The sequence below is a fragment of the Streptomyces sp. NPDC031479 genome (assembly GCF_055581065.1).
In genome coordinates this window covers 22,342-44,561 of the sequence record NZ_JBVIKC010000057.1, presented here as the reverse complement: position 1 = coordinate 44,561, position 22,220 = coordinate 22,342, and the positions used below count along the sequence as shown (strand labels likewise).

18 protein-coding genes are annotated in these 22,220 nt (G+C 73.8%); 9 read left to right on the top strand and 9 right to left on the bottom strand.

The genetic code is table 11. The features are described 5' to 3' along the window. Positions 1-136: 136 nt before the first annotated feature. The gene (locus tag ACZ5D2_RS36535; RefSeq protein WP_371677280.1) at positions 137-2,371 is read right to left on the bottom strand and encodes an acetate--CoA ligase family protein; all 2,235 of its coding nucleotides are present in this window, start codon (positions 2,369-2,371) and stop codon (positions 137-139) included. 169 nt (positions 2,372-2,540) lie between these two features. Then, positions 2,541-3,707, bottom strand: coding sequence for a flavin-containing monooxygenase (locus ACZ5D2_RS36530; RefSeq protein WP_371677279.1), 1,167 nt, complete (start codon positions 3,705-3,707; stop codon positions 2,541-2,543). Positions 3,708-3,876: 169 nt separating this feature from the next. On the opposite strand from ACZ5D2_RS36530, the gene ACZ5D2_RS36525 reads away from it, so the two are divergent. The 3 genes from ACZ5D2_RS36525 (at position 3,877) to ACZ5D2_RS36515 (ending at position 5,627) form a co-directional block, all read left to right on the top strand. After that, the gene (locus ACZ5D2_RS36525; protein ID WP_371677278.1) at positions 3,877-4,647 is read left to right on the top strand and encodes a maleate cis-trans isomerase family protein; all 771 of its coding nucleotides are present in this window, start codon (positions 3,877-3,879) and stop codon (positions 4,645-4,647) included. A gap of 117 nt (positions 4,648-4,764) precedes the next feature. Next, complete coding sequence (locus ACZ5D2_RS36520) at positions 4,765-5,217, top strand: DoxX family membrane protein (protein ID WP_371677277.1); 453 nt, start codon at positions 4,765-4,767, stop codon at positions 5,215-5,217. Further along, complete coding sequence (locus tag ACZ5D2_RS36515; protein WP_266840925.1) at positions 5,214-5,627, top strand: Zn-ribbon domain-containing OB-fold protein; 414 nt, start codon at positions 5,214-5,216, stop codon at positions 5,625-5,627. Before ACZ5D2_RS36520 ends, ACZ5D2_RS36515 begins: the two co-directional genes overlap by 4 nt. A gap of 21 nt (positions 5,628-5,648) precedes the next feature. On the opposite strand, the gene ACZ5D2_RS36510 is transcribed toward ACZ5D2_RS36515, so the two are convergent. Beyond that, entirely contained in the window at positions 5,649-6,308 is a 660-nt protein-coding gene (locus tag ACZ5D2_RS36510) for a pyridoxine/pyridoxamine 5'-phosphate oxidase (RefSeq protein ID WP_371677276.1), read from the bottom strand. Positions 6,309-6,370: 62 nt separating this feature from the next. Here ACZ5D2_RS36510 and ACZ5D2_RS36505 point away from each other — a divergent pair, with 62 nt between their 5' ends. Both ACZ5D2_RS36505 and ACZ5D2_RS36500 read left to right on the top strand, forming a co-directional pair. Further along, positions 6,371-6,946 carry a hypothetical protein gene (locus ACZ5D2_RS36505; RefSeq protein WP_371677275.1) on the top strand — a complete coding sequence of 192 codons (576 nt, stop codon included), beginning with the start codon at positions 6,371-6,373 and terminating at the stop codon, positions 6,944-6,946. Between the two features lie 157 nt (positions 6,947-7,103). Beyond that, a complete protein-coding gene (locus tag ACZ5D2_RS36500; protein WP_371677274.1) occupies positions 7,104-7,586 on the top strand; it encodes a RidA family protein in 483 nt (160 codons plus the stop codon). A gap of 53 nt (positions 7,587-7,639) precedes the next feature. On the opposite strand, the gene ACZ5D2_RS36495 is transcribed toward ACZ5D2_RS36500, so the two are convergent. From ACZ5D2_RS36495 to ACZ5D2_RS36475, 5 genes are all read right to left on the bottom strand, one after another. Beyond that, complete coding sequence (locus ACZ5D2_RS36495) at positions 7,640-8,479, bottom strand: PhzF family phenazine biosynthesis protein (RefSeq protein WP_371677273.1); 840 nt, start codon at positions 8,477-8,479, stop codon at positions 7,640-7,642. A gap of 137 nt (positions 8,480-8,616) precedes the next feature. Next, the gene (locus ACZ5D2_RS36490) at positions 8,617-9,450 is read right to left on the bottom strand and encodes a 2OG-Fe(II)-dependent halogenase WelO5 family protein (protein WP_371677272.1); all 834 of its coding nucleotides are present in this window, start codon (positions 9,448-9,450) and stop codon (positions 8,617-8,619) included. A gap of 105 nt (positions 9,451-9,555) precedes the next feature. Then, complete coding sequence (locus ACZ5D2_RS36485) at positions 9,556-9,747, bottom strand: hypothetical protein (RefSeq protein ID WP_285526278.1); 192 nt, start codon at positions 9,745-9,747, stop codon at positions 9,556-9,558. 121 nt (positions 9,748-9,868) lie between these two features. Continuing rightward, positions 9,869-12,850, bottom strand: coding sequence for an alpha/beta hydrolase (locus ACZ5D2_RS36480; RefSeq protein WP_468935537.1), 2,982 nt, complete (start codon positions 12,848-12,850; stop codon positions 9,869-9,871). 1,660 nt (positions 12,851-14,510) lie between these two features. Further along, positions 14,511-15,734: a thiolase C-terminal domain-containing protein gene (locus ACZ5D2_RS36475; protein ID WP_371677270.1), complete on the bottom strand. Its 1,224-nt coding sequence runs from the start codon at positions 15,732-15,734 to the stop codon at positions 14,511-14,513. Positions 15,735-15,907: 173 nt separating this feature from the next. On the opposite strand from ACZ5D2_RS36475, the gene ACZ5D2_RS36470 reads away from it, so the two are divergent. Further along, complete coding sequence (locus ACZ5D2_RS36470; RefSeq protein WP_371677269.1) at positions 15,908-17,155, top strand: acyl-CoA dehydrogenase family protein; 1,248 nt, start codon at positions 15,908-15,910, stop codon at positions 17,153-17,155. After that, positions 17,155-17,628, top strand: coding sequence for a nitroreductase family deazaflavin-dependent oxidoreductase (locus ACZ5D2_RS36465; protein WP_266840939.1), 474 nt, complete (start codon positions 17,155-17,157; stop codon positions 17,626-17,628). Before ACZ5D2_RS36470 ends, ACZ5D2_RS36465 begins: the two co-directional genes overlap by 1 nt. Positions 17,629-17,793: 165 nt before the next feature. Here the strand turns inward: ACZ5D2_RS36465 and ACZ5D2_RS36460 are convergent, their stop codons facing one another. Beyond that, positions 17,794-18,441 (bottom strand): TetR family transcriptional regulator, encoded by a 648-nt coding sequence (locus ACZ5D2_RS36460; RefSeq protein WP_371677268.1) that lies wholly within the window; start codon positions 18,439-18,441, stop codon positions 17,794-17,796. A 294-nt stretch (positions 18,442-18,735) separates the two neighbouring features. On the opposite strand from ACZ5D2_RS36460, the gene ACZ5D2_RS36455 reads away from it, so the two are divergent. Then, entirely contained in the window at positions 18,736-19,536 is an 801-nt protein-coding gene (locus tag ACZ5D2_RS36455; protein WP_371677267.1) for a VOC family protein, read from the top strand. Positions 19,537-19,670: 134 nt separating this feature from the next. Beyond that, positions 19,671-22,133 carry a protein serine/threonine kinase AfsK gene (gene afsK, locus ACZ5D2_RS36450; RefSeq protein WP_468935530.1) on the top strand — a complete coding sequence of 821 codons (2,463 nt, stop codon included), beginning with the start codon at positions 19,671-19,673 and terminating at the stop codon, positions 22,131-22,133. Positions 22,134-22,220 lie beyond the last annotated feature (87 nt).

Here is a 22,220-nt window from a genome sequence, read left to right as displayed (position 1 = left end):
GTCGGAGGCGATGGCCGGGCGGGCTTCCGGGGCGCGGGGCCGGGTGAAATCCAGCCCCGCCGGCGTTCGAGGCGCGGGGGTCCGGGGGCCGGCCCCCGGGGTGTGGGCGCGGGGCCCCGGGAAACGACCGGCCAGGTCAGCGGCAGACGGCCAGGGCGTCCAGGGCCACCGCCCCCTGGCCCCGGGGGAGGACCATCAGGGGGTTGATGTCCAGCTCGGACAGGACGTCACCCAGTTCCAGCGCCATCCGCTGGACCCGGAGGATGACCTCCACCAGTGCGTCCACGTCGGCCGGGGGGGCGCCCCTGACCCCCTCCAGGAGCGGGTGGCCGCGCAGTTCGGTGAGCATGTGGCGGGCCTGGTCCTCGCCGAAGGGCGGTACGCGTACCGCCGCGTCGTGCAGGACCTCCACCAGGACGCCCCCGAGGCCCACGGTGACGGTGGGGCCGAAGAGGTCGTCCTGGGTGACGCCGACGACCATCTCGACGCCCCGCTCGACCATCTGGCAGACGAGGACGCCGTCCAGAGGGATGTTCTCGTAGCGGGCGATGTCGGTGAGTTCCCGGTACGCGTCGCGGATCTGGCTCGCCGACGTGAGGCCGATCTTGACCAGTCCCAGTTCGGTCTTGTGCCCCAGCTGGGGGCCCGAGGCCTTCATGACGACCGGGTAGCCGACCAGGCCGGCGGCCCGGACGGCCGCCGCCGCGCTGGTGACGAGCTGCTCGCGGGGGACCCGGATCCCGTAGGCGCGCAGGAGCTGCTTGGCCGCGTGTTCGCTGAGCTGCTGGCCGGGCCGCATCAGGGCCTGGGCCTTGCGGAAGGACGGGGAGGGGGTGCGCGGGGCGTCGTCGAAGGGGGAGCGGTAGGAGGCGGTGAAGCGGTGGTGGCCGAGGTAGGCGCGGACGGCGGTGATGCAGTTGCCGAAGGTGCGGAAGGTGGCCACGCGGGAGGAGCCGAGCAGGGTGGTGCGGTAGGCCTCCTCGGTGCCTATGGGGGAGCCCCAGATGACGCAGACGAGTTTGTCCGTCTGTTCGGCCGCGTCCACCAGGTCCTGGGCGAGCCGGTCGCTCATCGGGGGGAAGGGGCCGGTGATCGGGCAGATCAGGACGCCGACGGAGGGGTCGGCGAGGATCGCGTCGATGATCTTGCGGCCGCGCCAGTCGCCGACGGGGTGGCCGCCGTTGTCGACGGGGTTGGCGACGCCCAGGTACTCGGGGATCCACTGGTGGAGTTCCCGCTGCTTGGCCTCGGAGAGGGTGGGCAGGGTCAGGCCCGCCTCGGTGGCGAGGTCGGAGAAGTGGGCGCCGGTGCCGCCGGAGATGGAGTAGACGACCACCCCGTCCGCCCGGGGCGCACGGGCCCGGGCGAGGAGGGCGGCGGTGTCCTGGAGCTCGTCCAGCCCGTCGACGCGGATCACGCCGAACTGCCGCATGGCGGCGTCCACGACGGTGTCGGCCCCGGTGAGCTTGCCGGTGTGGGAGGCGGCCGTACGGGCGCCGGTCTCGGTGCGGCCCACCTTGACGGCGACGACGGGGACGCCGTTGCGGGCGGCCCGGTCGGCGGCCAGGAGGAACTGGCGGCCGTCCTTGAGGCCCTCGACGTAACAGGCGATGGCCCCTACCTCGGGCTGCTCGGCGAAGTACGAGATGAAATCGGAGGTCTCCAGGTCGGCCTCGTTGCCCGTCGGCGCCCAGTGGGACAGGCGGATGCCGAGTTCCTGGAGGGTGTAGACGGGGCGGCCCTGGTGGCCGGACTGGGTGATGAGGGCGATGGCGGGGCCTTCGAGGTCCTCGCGGAACTCCTCGAAGGCGTTGAGGTTGGTGTTCGGCCCCAGCAGGCGCAGGCCGGAGCGCTGGACGGCGGTCGTCAGGCGGGCCTGGGCGGCGGCGCCCGCTTCGCCGGTCTCGGCGAAGCCGGAGGCGAAGGCCACCGCGAACTTCACCTTGGTGTCGGCGAGTTGCTCGATGACGGGGGCCGGGTCCGAGACGAGGAGGACGGCGAGGTCCACCTCTTCGGGCAGGTCGGCCACGGAGGCGTGGCAGGGCAGCCCGAAGACGGTGGCGCGGGTGGGGTGCACGGGGTGGATGCGGGCGCCGACGCGCCCGGCCCAGGCGATGAGCTGCCGCGTGATGCCGGTGTTGGGTCTGCCGTCGGCGTCGGAGGCGCCGACGACCGCCACGGACTCGGGCCGGAAGAACCGGTCCAGGTCGGGCACATCGGAGTGCAGGGGCCGTCCGCTGACGTCCAGTTCGGCCGTGTCCCCGTCGGACGGTGCCGCCGTGGAGTGGACGGCCGTCCTGGGGGTCTCCCCGCAGGCCTCGACACGTGCGCGGAAGTCGGTGGTGAGGGTGCCGTGAGTAGATCCAAGCATCGTTCCGCCCGCTCCTGCTCGATGAACCTCGATGAAATCCATAGCTGACGCGTTGTCAGATTACTGAACTGACGCGCCGTCAGGAACAGGGATGCGCAGGAAAGGTGGTGGAGGTGGTGTGCCTGAACCGTGACAGAGGCCTCCGCGTGCGGTCCAGGCCCGTTTCGGCCTAGACGCAGGACCGCCGCCGCGACAGGGCCTTCGCGATCCGCTCCGCGTCCCGGGCGAGCTCGCGGAGCATGCCGCTGATGGGGTTGGTGAACCCGGTGAAGTACAGGCCGGGGGCCCCGGCCGGGGTGCGGGGCCCGTGGGCGAGGGGGCGTCCGCGCCCGTCCAGTACGCCGAGGTGGCCCACCAGGCCCTCCAGGGCCCGCCCGTAACCCGTCGCCGCGATCACCGCGTCCGGGGTGATCCGCGTACCGTCCGCCAGCACCACCCCGGCCCCGTCGAAGGAGGTGACGGCCGCCACCGGCTCCACCTCGCCCCGGCGCACGGCGTCGATCAGACCCGCGTCCTGTACCGGGATCGCCCCCTGCCGCACCCTGCTGTACAGGCCGGTCGAGGGCCGCGGCAGCCCGTACGCCGACAGGTCCGGGACCGAGGTCCGCGCCACGAGCGCCCCCAGCCGGTCCACGAACCGCACCGGCAGCCTCCGTACGAGGATCCCCGTGCGCTGCGCCGGCCACCCGGCCGTCGAGCGGCGCACGATGTGCGGGGCGGTGCGCACCGCGAGCCGCACCCGCGCGGCCCCGCCCTCCACGAGGTCCACGGCTATCTCGGCGCCGGTGTTCCCGGCCCCGACGACGAGCACGTCCTGCCCGGCGTACGGCCCCGGCTCCCGGTAGGCGGCGGCGTGCAGCAGCCGCCCGGTGTACTCCTCGCGGCCCGGCCAGTCGGGCAGCGCCGGCGTGTGGTTGAAGCCGGTGGCCACGACCACGGCCCCGGCGGCCAGCATCCGCCCGCCCGAGGCGTGCAGGGTCCAGCCCTCCCCGTCGGCGGCCCGTTCGATCCGGGTCACCTCGACGCCCGTGACCAGCTCCAGGGCGTGGAACTCCGCGTACTTCTCCAGGTAGCGGACCACGTCCGCCCGCGCGACCCAGCGCCCGAACCGCCTCGGTATCGCCAGTCCGGGCAGGGCCGACAGGCGCCGGGTGGTGTGCAGGCGCAGCCGCTCGTAGTGCCCCCGCCAGGAGGCGCCGACGGAGCCGGACTTCTCGACGACCACCGCGCGCACCCCCCGGGCGCGCAGCGCGGCGGCGACGGCGAGGCCGCCGGGGCCCGCGCCGATCACGTACACGGGGCGGGGCTCGGTGAGGGTCAGGTCGGGCTCGGACATGAGCAGTGATCGTATCGACACACAGCGTTGATGGGTCTCGGACGAGGAGGGAATCGATTGCGGATCGATCACGGCCGCCCGGACGTCCCTCCCGGCGTTGCTGCGCGGCCGCCGGGCCGCCGCACTGCCACAGTGGAGGGCCCCGGCCCGTCCCCGAGAGGAACGCGCGATGTGGCAGCCCGACGGGTGGGACGTACGCGTCCGCCTCGGAATCCTCACCCCGCACGCCGACGTCGGCCCCGAGTCGGAGCTGCGCGCCATGGCCCCGGCCGACGTGGGCCTGCACACCGCCCGGGTGCCGTTCGCGGCGATGGGGCGCGGGGGTGCGATGGACCCGGTCCTTCCGCTGGCCCCCGTGCGCGCCTTCGCCGAGCCCCCGGGCGTGGACGAGGCCGCCGCTCTGCTCGCCGCGGCGCCGGTGGCGGCGATCGCCTTCGCCTTCACCTCCTCCGCCTACGTCATCGGGCCGCGCGGCGAGGGACACATGCTGGCCCGGCTGGGGGAGCGGGCCCACGGCCTGCCGGTGGTCGCCACCTGCGCCGCCGCGGTCGAGGCCCTGCGGGCGCTGGGGGCCGGGCGGATCGCCCTCGTGGACCCGCCGTGGTTCGACGACACCCTCACCGACCTGGGGCGCGGCTACTACGAGGACTGCGGGTTCGAGGTCGCGTACGCCGCCCCGTGCGGGCTCCCCAGCGGCCAGACGCTGATCGGCCCCGAGGCCCTGCACGACTGGGTGGCGTCGCGCGTGCCCGACGCCGCCGAGGCGGTGGTGATCGGCGGGAACGGCTTCCGCGCCGTCGGGGCGATCGGGGCCCTGGAGGCCACCCTGGGCCGGCCGGTCCTGAGCGCGAACCAGGTCCTGCTGTGGGCCGCGCTGCGCGCGGCGGGCGCGCGGGCGGGCGGTATCGCCGGGTACGGGCGGCTGTTCGCCCACCCCTGAGCCCGGCCGCCGCGCACGGTCCGCCGCCCGCGCCCCGCAGCCCCCTTGCGGGATCGCCGCCGATCCGCTGAACTGACGTACCGTCAGATCAGTGGGTCGAGTGGGGGTGGGTGAGGGATGCAGACCATCTGGCTCAGCGGCGCCGAATGGCTCGCCGTGCTGCGCATCGGGCTCGGCCTGTGGTGGCTGGAGAGCTGGCGCCACAAGGACAAGAAGGGCTGGTTCGAGCGCGGCACCGGCATCGCCTGGGCCGCCGACGTCGCCGGGAAGCACCGCTGGCCCTTCGTGAGGAGCGGCTTCGCCAAGGTCGTCCGGCCCCGCCCGAAACTGATGGCCTACATCGTCGTCTACGCCGAACTCGCCCTGGGTCTGGGCCTGGTGCTCGGCTTCCTGACCCCGGTGGCCTTGATCGGCGGACTGCTGCTGAACCTGCTCTACCTGGTGCTGATGATCCACGACTGGGCCGAGCAGGGCCAGAACGCGATGATGGCGCTCATCTCGCTCGTCGCCCTCTTCGCCATGGCCTGGCAGGCCTGGTCCCTCGACGCGACGATCGGAATCCTCCTGTGAGCACCCCGCGCCACGACCTCCCGGAGCCGGACGAGTTCACCCGCCCCTACTGGGACGCCGCCGCGGCCGACCGGCTCCTGCTGCGCCGCTGCGCCGACTGCGGGCGCGCCCACCACTACCCGCGCGAGTTCTGCCCCTTCTGCTGGGCCGGCGAGGACCGGGTCGCGTGGGAGGAGGCGAGCGGCCGGGCGAGCCTCTACACCTGGTCGGTGGTCCACCGCAACGACCTCCCGCCCTTCGGCGGGCGCGTCCCGTACGTGGCCGCCGTCGTCGACCTCGCGGAAGGGCCCCGGATGATGACGGAGGTCGTCGACTGCCCGCACGACGCCCTCCGCATCGGCATGCCCCTGGAGGTCACCTTCCGGGAGGCGGCGGAAGGCGTCCGCGTGGCCGTCTTCCGCGCGGCCTGACCCCGTACCGCGGGAGGGCGTCTACGGCCAGAGGAGCTCGCGCTCCCACGTCCCTCCGGCCGCGCGCCGGTAGCGCAGGCGGACGTGGCGCCGGGCGGCGTCCCCCTGGAAGAACTCCACCTCGGCGGGATCGAGTACGTACCGGGTCCAGGTCGGGGCGGGCGCGTCCGGTTCGGCTCCGGCCAGCTCCCACGCCGCCGCCGAGGCCCGCGCCAGCTCCTGGGCCGAGTCCAGCACCTCGCTCTGCCGCCCGGTCAGCGCGGCCGCCAGCGCCCCGCGCGAGCGCACCGCCAGGTCCGCCCTGCTCTCCTCGGGCCCGCACGCCCCGACCCGGCCGCGGATCCGGACCTGCCGGCCCACCGCGGGCCAGTAGAAGCAGAGCGCCGCCTGCGGGTGCCGCGCCAGCTGGCGCCCCTTGGCACTGGTGGCGTGCGAGGCGAAGTGCCAGCCGCGCTCGTCGGCGTCGTGCAGCATCAGGATCCGGACGTCGGGCCGCCCCTCGGCGTCCACCGTCGCCAGGCTCATGGTGTGCGGCTCGGTCTGCCCCGACCGGGCGGCCTGGACGAACCACTCCCGGAACAGGGCCAGCGGCCCGTCGGGAGCGGCCTCCGGGTCGAAGGCCGGGAGCTCGGTGTCCCATACCCGCAGGGAGTGCAGGGTGGTGTGGAAGTCGCTGGTCATGCGGCCAGGCTAAGGCCGTGACCCGGTGGGCCGGCCGGGTCCTGGCATTAGGGTGCTCGGCCATGGACATGCACAGAGTTGCGGCGCGGGGGCTGCTGGCCCTCGCCGTGACGGCGGGCGCCGCGGCGGCCGCCGTCCCCTTCTGCGACCGGCCCGGGGGCCTGGCCCTGCTGGCCGAACTGAACCACCCCGTCCTGCTCGCCTGCCTGGCCGCCGTCCTCCTCGCCGGAGCGGCCCTGCTCGCCTCCCGCCGGCCCGGCGTCCGCAAGGGCGCCGGCCTCGCCCTGGCCGGGACGGCCGTCCTGGGCGTGCTCGCCGTCCCCGCGTACGCGGTGGTCGCCGACCCCTTCCCGGACCGCGAGTGGGACGTCCCCGCCCCCGACGGATCCGCCCGCCGCCTGGTCGTGGAACGGGGCATCGGCCTGACCGACCCGGTCTGGCGGATCTACGTGGACGCGGGCCGCTTCCCGAACACCCGTCGGTACCCCGTCGCCGAGTACGCCGCCGATTACCCCCGGGGCGTCCTGGAGGCCACCTGGACGGACCCTTCCCACATCAGGCTGATCGACCTCGACCACACCCACCACGACCTCCGCGTCACCCCCGACGGCCGCCCGCTGGACCCGCTGACCTGGTAGCGGGGCGGGGCCGGGCGGGCGGGGCGGGGCGGGGCGTGGTCCGCGGGGGTACGTAGCAGACCGGGCCCCCCGGCGTCAGCGCAAGGGCCGAGACCGCCCCGGTGCGGCCGCGGCGGTGGGAGCATGGGCCGGCTGGACGAGGCCACCAGGGGGTGCCATGAGCGACGACGTACGCAAGAGGCTTGCCGGACTCGGGCTGCGGCTGCCGGAGGTGAGTCCGCCCAAAGGCGCGTACGTGCCGGCCGTGCGCAGCGGGAGGTACGTCTTCGTCGCGGGGCAGATCCCGCTGACGGACGGCGAGTTGACGCGGACCGGCCGGGTCGGCGCCGAGGTGTCGCCCGAGCGGGCCAGGGAACTCAGCCAGCAGTGCGCGCTGGCGGCCCTGGCGGCCGTGGACTCGGTGGTACCGCTGGAATCGGTGACGCGGGTGGTGAAGGTGGTCGGGTACGTGTCCTCGGCGCCCGGGTTCATCCGGCAGGCCGGGGTGGTGGACGGGGCGAGCGAACTGTTCGTGGAGGTGTTCGGCGACGCCGGCCGGCACGCGCGCAGCGCGGTCGGGGTGGACGTCCTGCCGCTGGACTCGCCCGTGGAGATCGAGATCGTCGTGGAGATCGCGCCCGGAGACGGGGACCCCGCGTAGGGGCGCGTGCGGCCGGGGCGCCCGCACGGGCGCCCCGCCGGTCCGGCGTCCCGTCAGGAGATGGGGACCGCCGTGCCGGTGACCTCGATGCCCGCCGCGGGATCCACCGGCACGCCCACCGTGATCAGGCTCGGGCGCCCCATGTCCACACCCTGGTGGACGGTCAGGCGGGCCGGCGTGGCGATCAGACCGAGGGCGCGCAGGTAGCCGCCGAAGGCGGCGGCCGCCGCGCCCGTCGCCGGGTCCTCGACCACGCCGCCGGGCGGGAACGGGTTGCGGGCGTGGAAGACGGACTCCGACTCGCGCCGCACGAGGGTGATCGTCGTCCAGCCCCGGCGCGTCATCAGCTCGGCGAGCGCCGCCCGGTCGTAGTCCAGGTCCGCGAGCCGCTCCCGGCTCGCGGCCGCGATCACCGGATGCCAGGCACCCGCGTACGCGGCCCGCGGCGGCAGGGCCGGGTCGAGATCGGCGGGGGACCAGCGCAGCGCCGCCAGCAGCTCGGTCAGGTCGGCCTCCGCGAGGGCCTCCGTACGCGGCTCCACACTCACCAGCGTGGCCGTGACGGCGCCGTCCGGGCCGACCGAGGTGGTCACCGGGACCGGTCCCGCCTGGGTGTGCAGCAGCAGGTCACCGGCGCCGTGCCGACGGGCGTGGGCGACGGCGGTGGCGATGGTGGCGTGCCCGCAGAAGGGCACCTCGGCCTTCGGGCTGAAGTAGCGGATGTCGAACGCGCCGTCCTGGCGCGGAACGACGAACGCCGTCTCCGAGTACCCGACTTCCGCCGCGGTGGCGGCCATCGTCGCCTCGTCGAGGCCGGTGGCGTCCAGCACCACCCCCGCCGGGTTGCCGCCCCGGGGGTCGGTGCTGAAGGCCACGTAGCGCAAGAGGTCCATCCCCCGAACGTAGCCGTCCGGCCACGGACCGTCAAAATCCGGTGCAGGCGTTCACGTTGACGGCCGTGCGGCCGGACGGCCGGTCCTCCGCAGGGTCGGTGCGCCGGGCGGTCGGTGCGCCGGTCCGGCGGACCGCTTCAGGCCCAGGTGAGCAGTCGGCCGGACGCGGAGACCCCCACCGCGAACCCCAGTGCGATCCTGCGGTCCCCGTGGCTGGGCCGTACCGCGTGGAAGAAGCGCGGGTCGATCAGCAGGCCCTCGCCGACCTCCGGCGTCAGCTCGATGGACTCGGCGCCGCGCACCACCGCCTCGTCGTACCCGTAGGAGGCGTTCGGCAGCCGGTACGCCTCGTCCTCCGGCTGCCAGCGGTGCCGCCACAGCACCGTCTCACCGCCCGAGGGCGGCACGCTGAGGTAGAGGTTGAAGGCGAACTGGCCGATCAGCGGGGTGTCGAGCAGGTCCTGCGCGTACTCGCGCAAGGCGTCGTCGAAATGGACCTGGAAGCCCTGGTTCGGCTCCCGGGCCACCCCGTCGCCCATCTCCCGGCCGCCCCGCCGGCCCACCGCCACGCCCGGCGGCCAGTGCGTGGCGATCCCCTCGCGGCAGGTGCGGAAGGGGTCGAAGGACAGGCCCAGCCCCTGCCAGGCCTCGCGGTGCCCCTCCAGGGCCTTCCAGTAGCCGTCGGCGACCCCGCCGTCCGCCATGTGGTCGCTGACGCCCACCCCGAACCGCATCACCGGCGGGTGGATGCGGTTCGTCCCGTAGGAGTCAAACTCCCGCTCCTTCAGGGCGGCGAGCACCTCCTCGCAGCGCTCCCGCGACAGGAAGCCGGGCACCCGGACCGCCGCGTACCGGCCGGCGGCGAGGCCGGCCAGCAGCTCGTACGAGAACACCGGGGCGGTGACGGCCCGGAAGAAGGGGTCGTGCGGTGGAGTCGGTAACAGGTGGTCCGTGGATTGCGCTGACGTCATTCGATCGCCCCCCGGTCATCGAGAACAGATGAAGAGAACGGAACAGGAAGCAGCGGCGGTACGGATGTGCGGTGGATACGACTGGACGACCCTACGGATGTACGACTAGCCCGGATGCGCCCCGCTGGTGGCGCGGAACGCGGTCTTGGCGTCGAGTTCGAGCGCCTGCCGCCCCGCCTCCAGCGCCTCCAACGCGATGCGTCTGCCGACCTCCGCCTGCATCTCCTCCAGGTCGCTCCCCGGGGCACCCCACTGCAGGGACTGGTCGTCGTTCGTATCGGTGGGGAGAGCGTTCATCGGCGGACCTCCGAGCATTTCGGTGTGGGACGCGTCACACAGAGTGAGGCACGGCCAGGCTACGCGCAAGCCCGCAACGGCCGGTGGAATTCGGCACGACTGCCCACGAAAGAGGGAGGTTTCAGCCCGGCATCTCCCGCTCCAGCTTCTCCAGCAGCGCCTTGGCCTGCACGGACAGCGGATGCTCCGAAGCCACCACCCGGTCGAGGTCGTGCACCAGCGCGCGAAGCCGCTTCACGGCTTCCGGCGTGCGCCCACGGATCCCGAGGAGCACCAGGACGTAGGTGAACCGGAACCGCATCACCAGATTGGAGTCCGCCGGCTGCGACGCGTCCCGCAGCGCCTCCCGGATGACCTGCTCCGCCTCGTCCTCGCGGGCCTGCCCCAGCAGGGCGTGCGTCAGCGTCTCGCCCACCCGCAGGATCTCGGGCGTGGACGGCGGCCAGTGGTTGCGGCGGCTGATGTCGAGGATCTGCCGGGCCTCCGCCTCCGCGTCCTCGTACCGGTCGCGGGCCAGCATCGCCCGCGCCAGCGTGTGCCGCACCACGAGGGTGTCGTAGTTCTCCGGGCCGCGCACCAGGGTCTCCGCCTCGACGATCGAGCGCAGCATCAGCTCGACCCGCTCCTTCTGGTCCTTGTCCCCCTTCTGCTCGTTGATCGCACGGGCGAGCTTGTGCCGGCTGGCCAGGGTGTCGGCGTCGTTCTCGCCCAGGATCCCGGTGCGCGCCTCCACCACCAGCCGCAGTTCCTCCTCGGCCTCCGTCAGCTGCTCGCGGTCCAGGTGGATGCGGCCCTTCTCGTGGCGCAGCCCCAGGATCTCCCGGTCGTCGACGTCGAAGCCGTAGGAGCCGCAGCCCGTGATCAGGGACTGGACCAGGTCGTACGCGGGCACCAGCAGGCCCATCGCGATCAGGTAGCGCGCCGTCAGCCGGGCCAGCTCCAGGGCCGCGGTGCGCACGGTGCGGTCGTCCGGCCGCTGCTCGCCGAGCAGGATGGCCCGGGAGACCTCCAGCGCGTGCGGGGCGAGCGCGGACCACAGCGGCCAGTTGGCGGGGTGGTCGGGATTGCGGTGGAGGGTGGCCGACAGCACCATCCGCACGGCCAGCCCGTAGTAGTCCGCGGACCGGTTCCGTACCTCCACGTTCTCGCGCAGCACCCCGTGCACCACGGGGTGCAGGGTCAGTACGTGGGCCAGGTCGCGCTCCGCCACGCCCTCGCGCTCGTAGGCGTCGACCAGCCCGAAGTCCTCCAGCCCGGCCAGCGCGGCGTCGGTCTGCGCCGGGGTGGCTCCCGGGAACAGCGGCGACTGGCCGAGCACGGGACCGGCGAGCAGGCAGCGGTAGGGGATCGGGGAGATGCTCAGGCAGGCCAGGACCTTCAGCAGCGTCGCCGACTGGTTCAGCCGGCGCTCGACCAGCAGGTCCAGCGCTATCCCGCAGACCTTGTCCACGATCTCCCGGCCCAGCAGCTCGCTGAGGTCGGGCCCGGTGCGGTCCTCGGTGGTCTCCACCCGCGCCGCGAAGGCCCGGCGGAAGGTCTCGAAGTCCCGGATCTCGCTGTCCAGGGAAACGTGGTTGACGGCCTTGATCGCGTCGGCGGCGTGCCGCAGGGCGAGCGGGAGTCCGCCCAGCTCCCGCGACAGCCTGCGGGCGTCCTCGTTCGTGCCGCCCAGCCCCCCGGTCCGCTCCAGCAGCAGGGAGGCGCCGTCGTCCTCGTGCAGCGGCAGGACCTTGTGGACGCCGACCCAGTCGCCCCACTTCTGCCGGTTGCCCACCCGGCTGGTGACCAGCACCGTGCCGTTGGTGTTCTGCGGCTTGCGCAGCCAGCCGGTCCCATCGGAGACCAGGCCGTCACGGGGGCCCAGCCGGGCGGGGTCATCGGCGTTGTCGAAGATCAGCAGCCAGGGGTCGGGGCAGTCGTTGAGCAGCTTCCACACCAGGTCCATGGCGCTGCCCAGCAGCCAGGCCCGCTCCACGGTGATCGAAGGGGCGCCGAGGTCGTGGGCCATCATCCGCATGCGCAGGCTCAGCTCGGGCATCGACACCCACCACACCCGGTGCCCGGCCCGCTGCGCCCGGTCGGCGACCTCCAGGGCCAGCCGGCTCTTCCCGGAGCCGCCCAGGCCCGCCAGGACGTGCACCTGCTGCCGGGCCTGCCCCGACAGCAGCTCGGCGACCAGGCTCAGCCGGTCCTGCCCCTTGAACTGCCCCTCCTCCAACTGCCCGTACGGAGGCGGCGGGAAGGGCGCCAGGTCCGCCTCCCCGGCGGCGGGCGCCGGAAGCCGCGGCCGCCCGGAATCCCCGCCCGCACCGCGGGGGGAACGGGCGGACGGCAGCACGATGCCCGTGACCCCCGGCCCGCCCCCCTGCTCCTTCTCCTCCTCGGCAGCCGCCCGGGCCACCTCCAGCAGGGCGCCGCGCACGGCCATGTAGGAGGCGGCGGAGCGGTCCTCGGGCTGGATGATCGAGAAGTGGTCCGCGGTCACCACCCCGCCCTTGGGGAAGACCCCGCGGGCCACGACCGGCGGCACGACGTCGTCGGCGGAACCCCCGTAGGCGCGGACCGGGATCGGGCACTCCTGGTCGCCGTACTCGCGGCCGTGGACCACCGCGCTCAGGACGGTGCGCTGCGCCTCGGTCACCGCCCGGTCGAAGGGCCGCAGCTGCTTCTCCTGCGGATTGCGCCACAGCTTGAGGGCCTTGCGGACCGTGAGGAAGAAGCCTGAGCCGGTGTTGGGGCAGGAGAACATCGTGAAGTGCTTGATGCGGGCCAGGTCGCGGCCCTCGCCGGTCCAGAGCTTGCGGGCCAGGAAGCGCTGGACGACGAGGCCGCCCTGGCTGTGGGTGACCAGCACGATCCGCTCGGCGTCGGCGAGCTCGGTCTCCAGGAAGGTCCCGAGCTGGTCGGCGACGTCGTCCGTCTCGGCGACCCGGCGGTCAGGACGCAGACGCACGAAGGGGGAGTCGTACTGGAAGGGGTGGACGCTGACCCAGTCGCAGAGGTCCGGATCGGAGGCGATGAGTGCCTGAAAGGCCTTCCACACCTTCGCCGAGGAGAACAGGCCGTGCACCAGGACGAGATGGACGCGAGTCCGTACCGCCATCGCGAACCTCCGCAGCCAGAAGGTGTGTTGGAGCAGAACGACTTCGGTCGCAGATGAAGAAGCAGCCGCCGTCAATGATGCACGAGGGGCGACCGAAGGGGCCAGAACGAGACACCGCCGACCCGGGTACCGGACGGCGCGCCGGGCGCGCGCCGGGGCGCACTCCTGCACGTCCTACCCGTTGTGCGTCTCGAACGTGACGACGGCCCCGTCCGTCCCCTCCCAGTGGACGCTTACGTCGACGTCGTCGATCCGGCCGTACGAAGGCGGAACGATCGAGAGGGCGAGCCCCTCCGCCGACTCGGAGATGCCGTCGGACCCAGCTCGCGAGTACGAGTGGCGCCGGTCGCCGTGCAGGGAACGGAGCCAGGGGCGGGCGTCGGCCCGGGGGATGTGGAGAGGTGAGGTTCTTGCATGGCTCCCCCTAGATCGTTTCGAACACGTTCAACGATGGGGACGCGGATTTCGAGCGGGTGGTTGCAGGGGTGGGGGCGGGCACCGGGGCTGAACGGGATCGGGGTCGGGGGGCGGCGGGACTTTGGCTGGTCCGTGTCGGGGAGGGTTTGGGGGTTTCCCGTCAGTCTCATCGTCCTTCCGCGTCGGGCCGGGCTGTCAAGGGCGCTCCCTTCGGTCGCGTCGCTTCGCGATGGCCTTCGGCCACCCTTGACAGCCCGTCCCGCCACGGAATGCCAAAGACTGCCGGGAAACCCCCAAAAGAACGGTCCACGGGGAGATCTTCGAGGGGCGGGCATCCCAGAGATGCGCGAGCCATCTCCGCCCAGTCCCGCACTCGGGCCCGCAGGGCCATCGGCCCAAGGCCCGGGGCGTCCAGGCCGCACGAAAGGGTGACCAGACCGCCCGGCGGCCCCCACACGCACCCGATCGCTACGCGCTTCGCACGGCATGGCGTCCGCCGGCCGTCTGGGGCTGGACATAAGCCGCCCACGGCCCGGGGGCCTCGATCTCTCACGCGAGCGCGGGTCGTTTGTCCCTTTTGGTGGCGATGGATGGGCTCCGGAGGGGCGCTGGTGCTGCCTGTCGGACTCTGAGGACGACTTTGTCGTCCTCAGAGTCCGACAGGACACCCGGGGACATCGATAGGCCCCTTCGGGGGCGGGGGTGATGGCCTGCCGGCCGTCAGCCGCCCGACAAGCCCGCCAACCGACCGTCTTGGGCGGCCTATGTCCAGCCCCAGACGGGTCGCAGACGCTATGCCAAGAGAAGCGCGTAGCGATCTGACGCGTGTGCCGTCCCGAAGGCATGGCCGGGCGGTCTGGTCGCCGTTTGGGGTGGTCAGGCAACACCCGGCCCGGAATCAGAACGAGGGGGCCCGTGCCTCGGGTCTGCCCAGGCGGGGAGGGCTCGTACATCTCTGGCTGGCCCCCAGGCCCTCGGTTTCCTCCCGGCCGTTTCCCTGGGGGCTTCCCGACAGTCTTTGGCATTCCGTGGCGGGACGGTCGGTCAAGGGTGGCCGAAGGCCATCGCGAAGCGACGCGACGAAGGAGCGCCCTTGAGGGACCGTCCCGACACGGAAGGACAGTGGACTGGCGGGACGCCCCCAGCCCTCCCCAGACCCGGACCAAGGGCGCACCGCCCACCCCCGACCCCGACCACCCAGCCCTCAGGCCCCCCGGCAGACCCCGCCCCCTACCCCCGCCCCCTACCCCCGCCCCAGGATCACCGCGCCCGAGGAGCAGAACCAGCCTCCCGTGCCCGACGCCAGGGCCACCTCCGGCAGTCGGCCGCCCGGCTTGGTGACCTGGCGGCCCGGGCCCGCTTCGCCGCGGAGTTGGCGTACGGCTTCGACCAGCAGGAACAGTCCGCGCATCCCCGGGTGGCAGGCCGACAGTCCGCCCCCGTCCGTGTTGACGGGGAGCTCGCCCTCCCGCAGCAGGCGGCCCTTCTCCACGTAGGCCCCGCCCTCGCCCTTCGCGCAGAAGCCGAGGTCCTCCAGGGTCACCAGGGTCATGTACGTGAAGGCGTCGTAGATCTCCGCCAGGTCCACGTCCGCCGGGGTCAGGCCGGCCCGTTCGAAGGCCAGCCGGCCCGCGACGGCCGCCGGGGAGACGGTGAAGTCCGCCCACTCCGACATCGTGGTGTGCGAGACGGAGGTGCCCGTGCCCAGCACCCACACCGGGGTCTTCGCCGTGTCGGGCACCAGGTCCTCCGCCACCAGGAGCACCGCGCAGCCGCCGTCCGAGCGGATGCAGCAGTGCAGCTTGGTGAAGGGGTCGGCGATCATCTCCGAGGAGAGGACCTCGTCCACGGTCAGCGGAGTGCGGAACATCGCGTCCGGGTTGGTGGCCGCGTTCGCGCGGGCCTGGACGGCCACCGAGGCGAGCTGCTCCAGGGTCGTCCCGTACTCGTGCATGTGGCGGCGCGCGGCCATCGCGTACTTGGAGATCAGCGTGTGGCCGTACGGGACCTCGAACTGGAGCGGCCCCCGGGCGCCGAAGGAGAGGTTCGAGGTGCGGCGGCGGGCCTTGATGTCGGCGCGGGCGGTGGATCCGTAGACCAGCAGCACGGCGTTGGCGTGCCCCGCCGCGATGGCGTCCGCCGCGTGGGCGGCCATGACCTCCCAGGTCGAGCCGCCGACCGAGGTGGAGTCCACCCAGGTGGGGCGCAGGCCCAGGTACTCGGCCACCTCGACGGGCGCCAGGGTGCCCAGGCCGGCCGAGGCGAAGCCGTCGATGACGGAGCGGTCCAGGCCGGAGTCGGCCAGTGCCCGCCGGGCGGCCTGCGCGTGCAGGGCGTAGGGGGTCGGGCCGTCGACCCGGCCGCATTCCGAGAGCGCGACGCCGGCCACCGCGACCCGGCGGCGGGGGCGGGGTTCGGGTGCGCGGGACAGGGGGCCGGAGGCGGGTCCGGATGTGGGTCCAGGCATGGGGGGACGGTACATCTGACGGTACGTCAGATGCTAGACCGTGTGCCGTCCGGCCCGATCCGCGTCCGGGCCGGCCGACCCCTGTGCTTCTCGATCCCGGCGCCCTAACATGACGCCCCGTCAGATACGCCCCCCGGTCACCGCCGGGAGGCGCCCCCGGGAGGAGCCCGACCATGGACGCCGCCTTCACCGCGGAGCAGGACGAGATACGCCGTACCCTGCGCGAGATCCTGGGCAAACGCTGCGGCCCCGACGAGGTCAAGGCCGCCGCCCGGACCGACACCGGATACGACGGGGAGCTGTGGCAGCGGCTCGCCCGGGAGCTCGGCCTGCCGGGCATCGCCGTCGCCGAGGAGTACGGCGGCGTCGGCTGCACCCCCGCCGACCTGGCCCTGGCCTGCGAGGAGACCGGCCGCGCCCTGCTGCCCTCACCCCTGCTCGCCACCGCCGGGCTCGCCGTCCCGCTGATCGCGGCCCTCGGCACCCCGGCCCAGCGCGCCGCGCTGCTGCCCCCGCTCGCGGCGGGGGAGCGGACGGCGGCGCTCGCGGTCGCGGGCCCCGCCCTGGCCACCGCCCTGGCGCTGACCGGCGAGAACGCCCCGGGCGACTGGGCGGGCGGGGGCCGCGCCGGCGGGGTCCAGGCGCGCGCCGCAACGACGGCCCCACCGGGAGCCCCCGGACCGGCCGGCCCCGCGGGCCCCGCCCCCGCCTGGCGGCTCTACGGCGAGGTCGCCCAGGTGCTCGACGGTCACAGCGCCGACCTGCTGCTCGTCGCCGCGCACACCGGAGGCTTCGCCCGCAGCCGGACCCTGCTGTTCCTGGTGCGGGCGGACGCGCCCGGCCTCGTACGCACCCGGCAGTCCACCCTCGACGAGACCCGCCCCCAGGGCCGGGTCCAACTGCGCGACGTACCGGCGGAACTGCTCGGCGACGACGAAGACGCCGACCCGCTGCCCGCCCTCGCCGCCACCGGACGCACCGCCGCCGCCGTCCTGGCCGCCGAGGCGGTCGGCGCGGCGGACCGGGCGCTGGCCCGTACGGTCGAGCACGTGTGCCGGCGCGAGCAGTTCGGCCGGCCCATCGGCTCCTTCCAGGCGGTCAAGCACCGCCTCGCCGACCTCTACGTACAGATCCAGGCGGCGCGTTCCGCCGCCTACTACGCCGCATGGGACCCGGACCAGGGCGCGCTCGCCCTGGCCCAGGCCCTGGAGGCCCTGCGGGCCACGGCGGGCGAGGCCGTCCAGTTGCACGGCGGCATCGGCTTCACCTGGGAGCACGACGCCCACCTGTACTTCAAGCGGGCGGCAGCCGACGACCTGCTCTTCGGCCCCGTCCACCGGCTCCGCGCCCACGCCGCGCAGCGGTCCGGGCTCTTCACCCCGACCTCCGGCATGACCGGCAACGAAAAGGTGGCCGTCTGATGGCTCCCGGCGTCAAGTTGATCCAGAAGGTCTCCTCGACCCTCCTGTTCGCCAGGATCGCACCCCACTTCATCCCGGCCATGGACAAGGCGGTGCACCGCCTGACCCGTGGAAAGGTCCTGCTCAGCGCCCGGATGCTGCCCGGGGTGATCCTCACCGCGAAGGGTGCGAAGACGGGTGAACCACGGACCACGCCGCTCGCGTGCATGCCGGAGGACGGAGGCGTGAGCTGGCTGCTGATCGGCTCCAACTTCGGCCGCCCCGGCCACCCGGCCTGGACCGGGAACCTGCTCAGGCATCCGGACGCGGACGTGAACTGGCAGGGGCGGGACATCGCCGTGCGGGCGCGGCTGCTGGAGGGGGCCGAGCGCGCGGCGGCGTGGCAGGCGGTGCTGAGGTTCTGGCCGCCGTACGCGACGTACCAGGCGCGCATCGAGCGCGAGATCAGGCTGTTCCGTCTGGAGCGGCGCTGACGGCGCTGATCGCGGACGGGGATTACCGGGAGAACCGGGAGGACGGGGAGAACCGGGAGGACGGGGAGGACGGGGAGGACGGGGAGGACGGGGAGGACGGGGAGGACGGGGAGGACGGGGAGGACGGGCGGGCAAGGCCGGCGGACCCTCGGTGAGGGTCCGCCGTCACTTGGTGGGCTTCTTCCCGGTGATGCCCAGGTGCACGAGCAGCGCCAGGTTGGGCCTGAGTTCGGCCTGCTTGACGCCCCAGGTCTGGAAGCCCTTCTGGTGCGAGGCGACCGCGGCCAGCATTGCGACCAGTGACCCCGCCATGGCCGCCGGGCTGAGGTCCTTGTCGACCTTGCCCTTGGCCTGGAGCTCCTTCATCGACTCCGTGAGGGAGTTGGTGACGGAGTTCAGGATCTTCATGCGGATCTTGTAGAACCGCTTGTCGCCCTCGGCCGCGCCCAGGTCGACCACCCGCAGGATGGCGTCGTTGCGACGCCAGAACTCCAGGAATCCCTCGACGAGTTCCTCGGCGGTCGCCCAGCCGGCCTTGCCGACCCAGTTGCGGCCCTCGACGAGCGCGGTCAACTGCGCGCCCTCCGTGGCCATTTCCTCGGCGATCTCCAGGACGGCGCCTTCGACGTCCGGGAAGTACTGGTAGAAGGTCGCGGGGGAGGTACCGGCCTTGCGGGCGACGTCGATCACTTTGACGTCGCGGTACGGCGAGGAGCTGAGCATCTCACTGAGGCAGTCGAGCAGCTTCTGCCGCGTCGCCTGGCCGCGCCGGCCGGCGACACGCCCGTCGACGGTGCGTACTTGTCCTGTCATGCCGTCAGCTTACCGAGGGGGGATCGGCGCGCTATTCGGCCGCCTGCAAATGGGGTTACGCACCCGCCGACCTGGTGGGATGTGCCCGGGTGGAGCGCCGGGCGGCGAATTCCGGCCGAGGTGGTCCGCCGGTGCGGGCGGCCGGACCCGGGCGTGCGGCCCGTACGGCTCCACCCGTATCGTGGCGTATCCCCCGAATAGTCTTATCAACAGGCTGTGGACAAGTTTTCGTGCGGATCATGTCTGATACGCACGAAAACAGTACGATCCCGGCAACGGAAGGGAATCCGCCCCATGGCCGCATTCGCGGAAGGCTCGCCCTGCTGGGTCGACGCCTCGCTCCCGGACGTCGAGGCGGGCAAGCGGTTCTACGGTGAGCTCTTCGGGTGGACCTTCGGCGACAGCGCGGGACCCGCGTACGGCCACTACACCCAGGCCTACAGCCGCGGCCGCAACATCGCCGCCCTCGCCCCCAAGCCCGACGGCCGCATGCCCACCGTGTGGGGCGTGTACCTGTACACCACCGACGCCTACGCCTGCGCCCAGCGCATCCGCGCCGCCGGCGGCCAGATGGTCATGGACCCCCAGCCCGTGGGCCCCTACGGCACGGCCGCGATGGCCGCCGACCCCGGCGGCGCCGTCTTCGGCCTCTGGCAGCCCGGCACCCACCACGGCTTCGACGCCCAGCAGGAGCCGTACACGTACTGCTGGTCCGAGGTCTACACCCGGGCCCGCGAGGCCGTCGACGCCTTCTACGCCAAGGTCTTCGGCTACGTCCCCGAGGACCAGGACGACCCCGAGACCGGCATCGCCTACCGCGTCTGGTCCCCGCCCGGCGCCGCCCCCGGCTCCGACACGGCCGTCCTCGGCCGCACCCTGATCACCGACGCGTTCCCGGAGATCATGCCGGCGCACTTCCTCGCCTACTTCGCCGTCCCCGACTGCGACCAGAGCGTCGCCACCGTCCAGCGGCTCGGCGGACGCGTCACGGCCGACCCGTTCGACACGCCGTACGGGCGGATCGCGGTCGTCGCCGACAATCAGGGAGCCGTGTTCGGACTGCTCTCGGAGCCCCGCGTGAAGACCGGCGCGTGAAGGCGGGGGCGGGAGCCGGGGCCGGACCGGGCGCGGGCCTGACAGAATCGAGCATGCGCGACCGCGGGCCCCGCCCGCGGTGAGGTGGAGCGGGTCCGGCAGGTGACCCGTACGGGGAGGTGTGGAGGCGAGTGGTGGAGCAGCTGACGCAGCACGACCCGAGACGGATCGGCCCCTTCGAGGTGCTGGGACGGCTCGGCGCCGGCGGCATGGGGCTGGTCTATCTCGCACGGTCGGCATCCGGCCGCAGGGTGGCCATCAAGACGGTGCGCACCGAGCTCGCCGAGGACCAGCTGTTCCGGGTGCGCTTCACCCGCGAGGTGGAGGCGGCGCGCGCCGTCTCCGGCTTCTACACGGCCGCCGTCGTGGACGCCGACCCGCGGGCCGCCGTCCCGTGGCTGGCCACCGCGTACGTCCCGGCGCCCTCCCTGGAGGAGATCGTCAACGAGTGCGGGCCCATGCCCGCCCAGGCCGTACGGTGGCTCGCGGCCGGCATCGCCGAGGCCCTCCAGTCCATCCACGGCGCCGGCCTGGTCCACCGCGACCTGAAGCCCTCCAACGTGCTCGTCGTCGAGGACGGCCCGCGCGTGATCGACTTCGGCATCGCGAGCGGGGTCTCCAACACCCGCCTGACCATGACGAACGTGGCCGTCGGCACCCCCGCCTACATGTCGCCGGAGCAGGCGAAGGACTCGCGCAGCGTCAAGGGCGCCAGCGACATCTTCTCGCTCGGCTCCACCCTCGTCTTCGCCGCGACCGGGCACCCGCCGTACCACGGGGCCAACCCCGTCGAGACGGTGTTCATGCTGCTGCGCGAGGGTCCCAACCTGGAGGGCCTCCCCGACGAGCTGCGACCGCTCATCGACTCCTGCATGCAGATGGACGCCACCCTGCGTCCCACCCCCGCCGACCTCCAGGCGCAGCTGGCCCCGCACCTCTTCGAGGGCGGCGACGAGAGCGGCACCGCCTCCGCGTGGCTCCCGGAGCGGGCCGTCGCGATGATCGAGGCCCGCCGCGCGGGCCACCGTACGGCCGCCACCGCGCCCGCCGTCCCGGCACAGCCCCCGGCCGGGCCGCGCTCCGGTCCGCAGTCCGGGCTCCGCTCCGGCCCGCAGCCCGGTCCGCAGTCCGGGCAGGGGTCCGAGGGCGCCACCCACCGCCGGCCGCGCGGCGCCGCCGACCCCTGGGTCGACCCGCGCACCGGGCAGGCGCTCCCGCCGCGCCCGGACCGTCCGCCGATGGCCCCGGTCGCCGCCTCCTCGGCGCCCGGCGCGCCCGTCCTGGTCGGGGGTTCCCCGGTCCCGATCGGGCCCGGCCCGCGTGCCGCGGCCTCCGCCCCGGCCGCGCACACCGGCGCCGACTCCGCCACCGGCTGGGTCCGGCCGCCCGCGGGCACCCCGGCCGCCGCCTCGCAGGCGCCCGTCTCCTCGGCCTCGGTGCCGGCCCCCGGGCCGTCCCCGGACAGCGGCCGCTGGCGCCCGTGGCGCTTCCGCATGTCCAACGAGGTGTGGGGCACCCCGACCGTCGCGGGCGACCTGCTCTACGTCACCTCCTTCGAGGTGCACGCCCTGGACGTCGGCAGCGGCCGCCGCCAGTTCAAGACGCGCGACGTCGCCTGGTCCATGGCCGTGGCCGACGGCCGCATCCACGCCTCCGACGGCCCCTCCCTCTACGCCCTGGACGCCACCGACGGCTCCGAGCGGTGGCGGCTGTCCACCGACGCCTGGGTGTACGCCCTGCGCGCCGAGCGGGGCACCGTCATCACCGCCACGCGCGGCGGCGGCGTACAGGGCTGGGAGGCCTCCAACGGCCAGAAGCTGTGGGAGCTGACCGGCGCGCAGTCCGACTTCGAGACGCCGGAGGCGGCCCCCGTCCTGCGGGACGGCACCGTCTACGTCTGGCAGGACGCCCGGCTGCGCGCCCTCGACGCCCGCTCCGGCCAGGAGGCCTGGTCCTACCCGGTCGGCGACGCGGCCTCCTGCGGCAACGTCCCCGTCCGCGTCACCCCGGCCGCCGACGGCAACGTCTACGTCAGCGCCGGCACCCGCGTCCTGTCCGTCGACCGGGCCTCCGGCCGGGTCCGCTGGCACTTCGAGGCCCCGGCCGTCTTCCTGGCGCCCCCGGCCTTCGCCCCCGGCCCGGCCGTCACGGGCGGCGGGGTCTACCTCGCCGACTACCTGGGCACCGTCTACGCCCTCGACGCCGCCACCGGCAAGGACCGCTGGCGCATCGCCACCGAGCCGCGCCCGGCCGCGGACCCGGTGCTGGTCGCTGCGGGCAACGTGCACCTGGGCGCGGGCAGCGCCCTGTACACCCTCGACGCGGTCACCGGCACCCCGAAGTGGCGGTTCGCGGCGGGCGGCGAGATCACCGGCTCCCCGGCGGTCGCGGACGGCCGGGTCCACTTCGGCTCCGCCGACCACTGCCTCTACACCCTGGACGCGGCGGGCGGCCAGCTCCGCTGGAAGCTGGCCACGGGCGGCGAGATCACCGGAGCCCCGGTCGCGGAGGCGGGCGTGGTGTACGCGTGCAGCAAGGACCGCTGCGTGTACGCCCTGGACGCGGCGAAGGGCACGGGCACCCGTACCTCCTCCTGAGCTCCCGGCGGGTCCGACGGGGTCGCCTTACGCGGTGCGCGTAAGGCGACCCGCCCCCCTCCAGGTAGCGCACGGCACCAGGAGTGA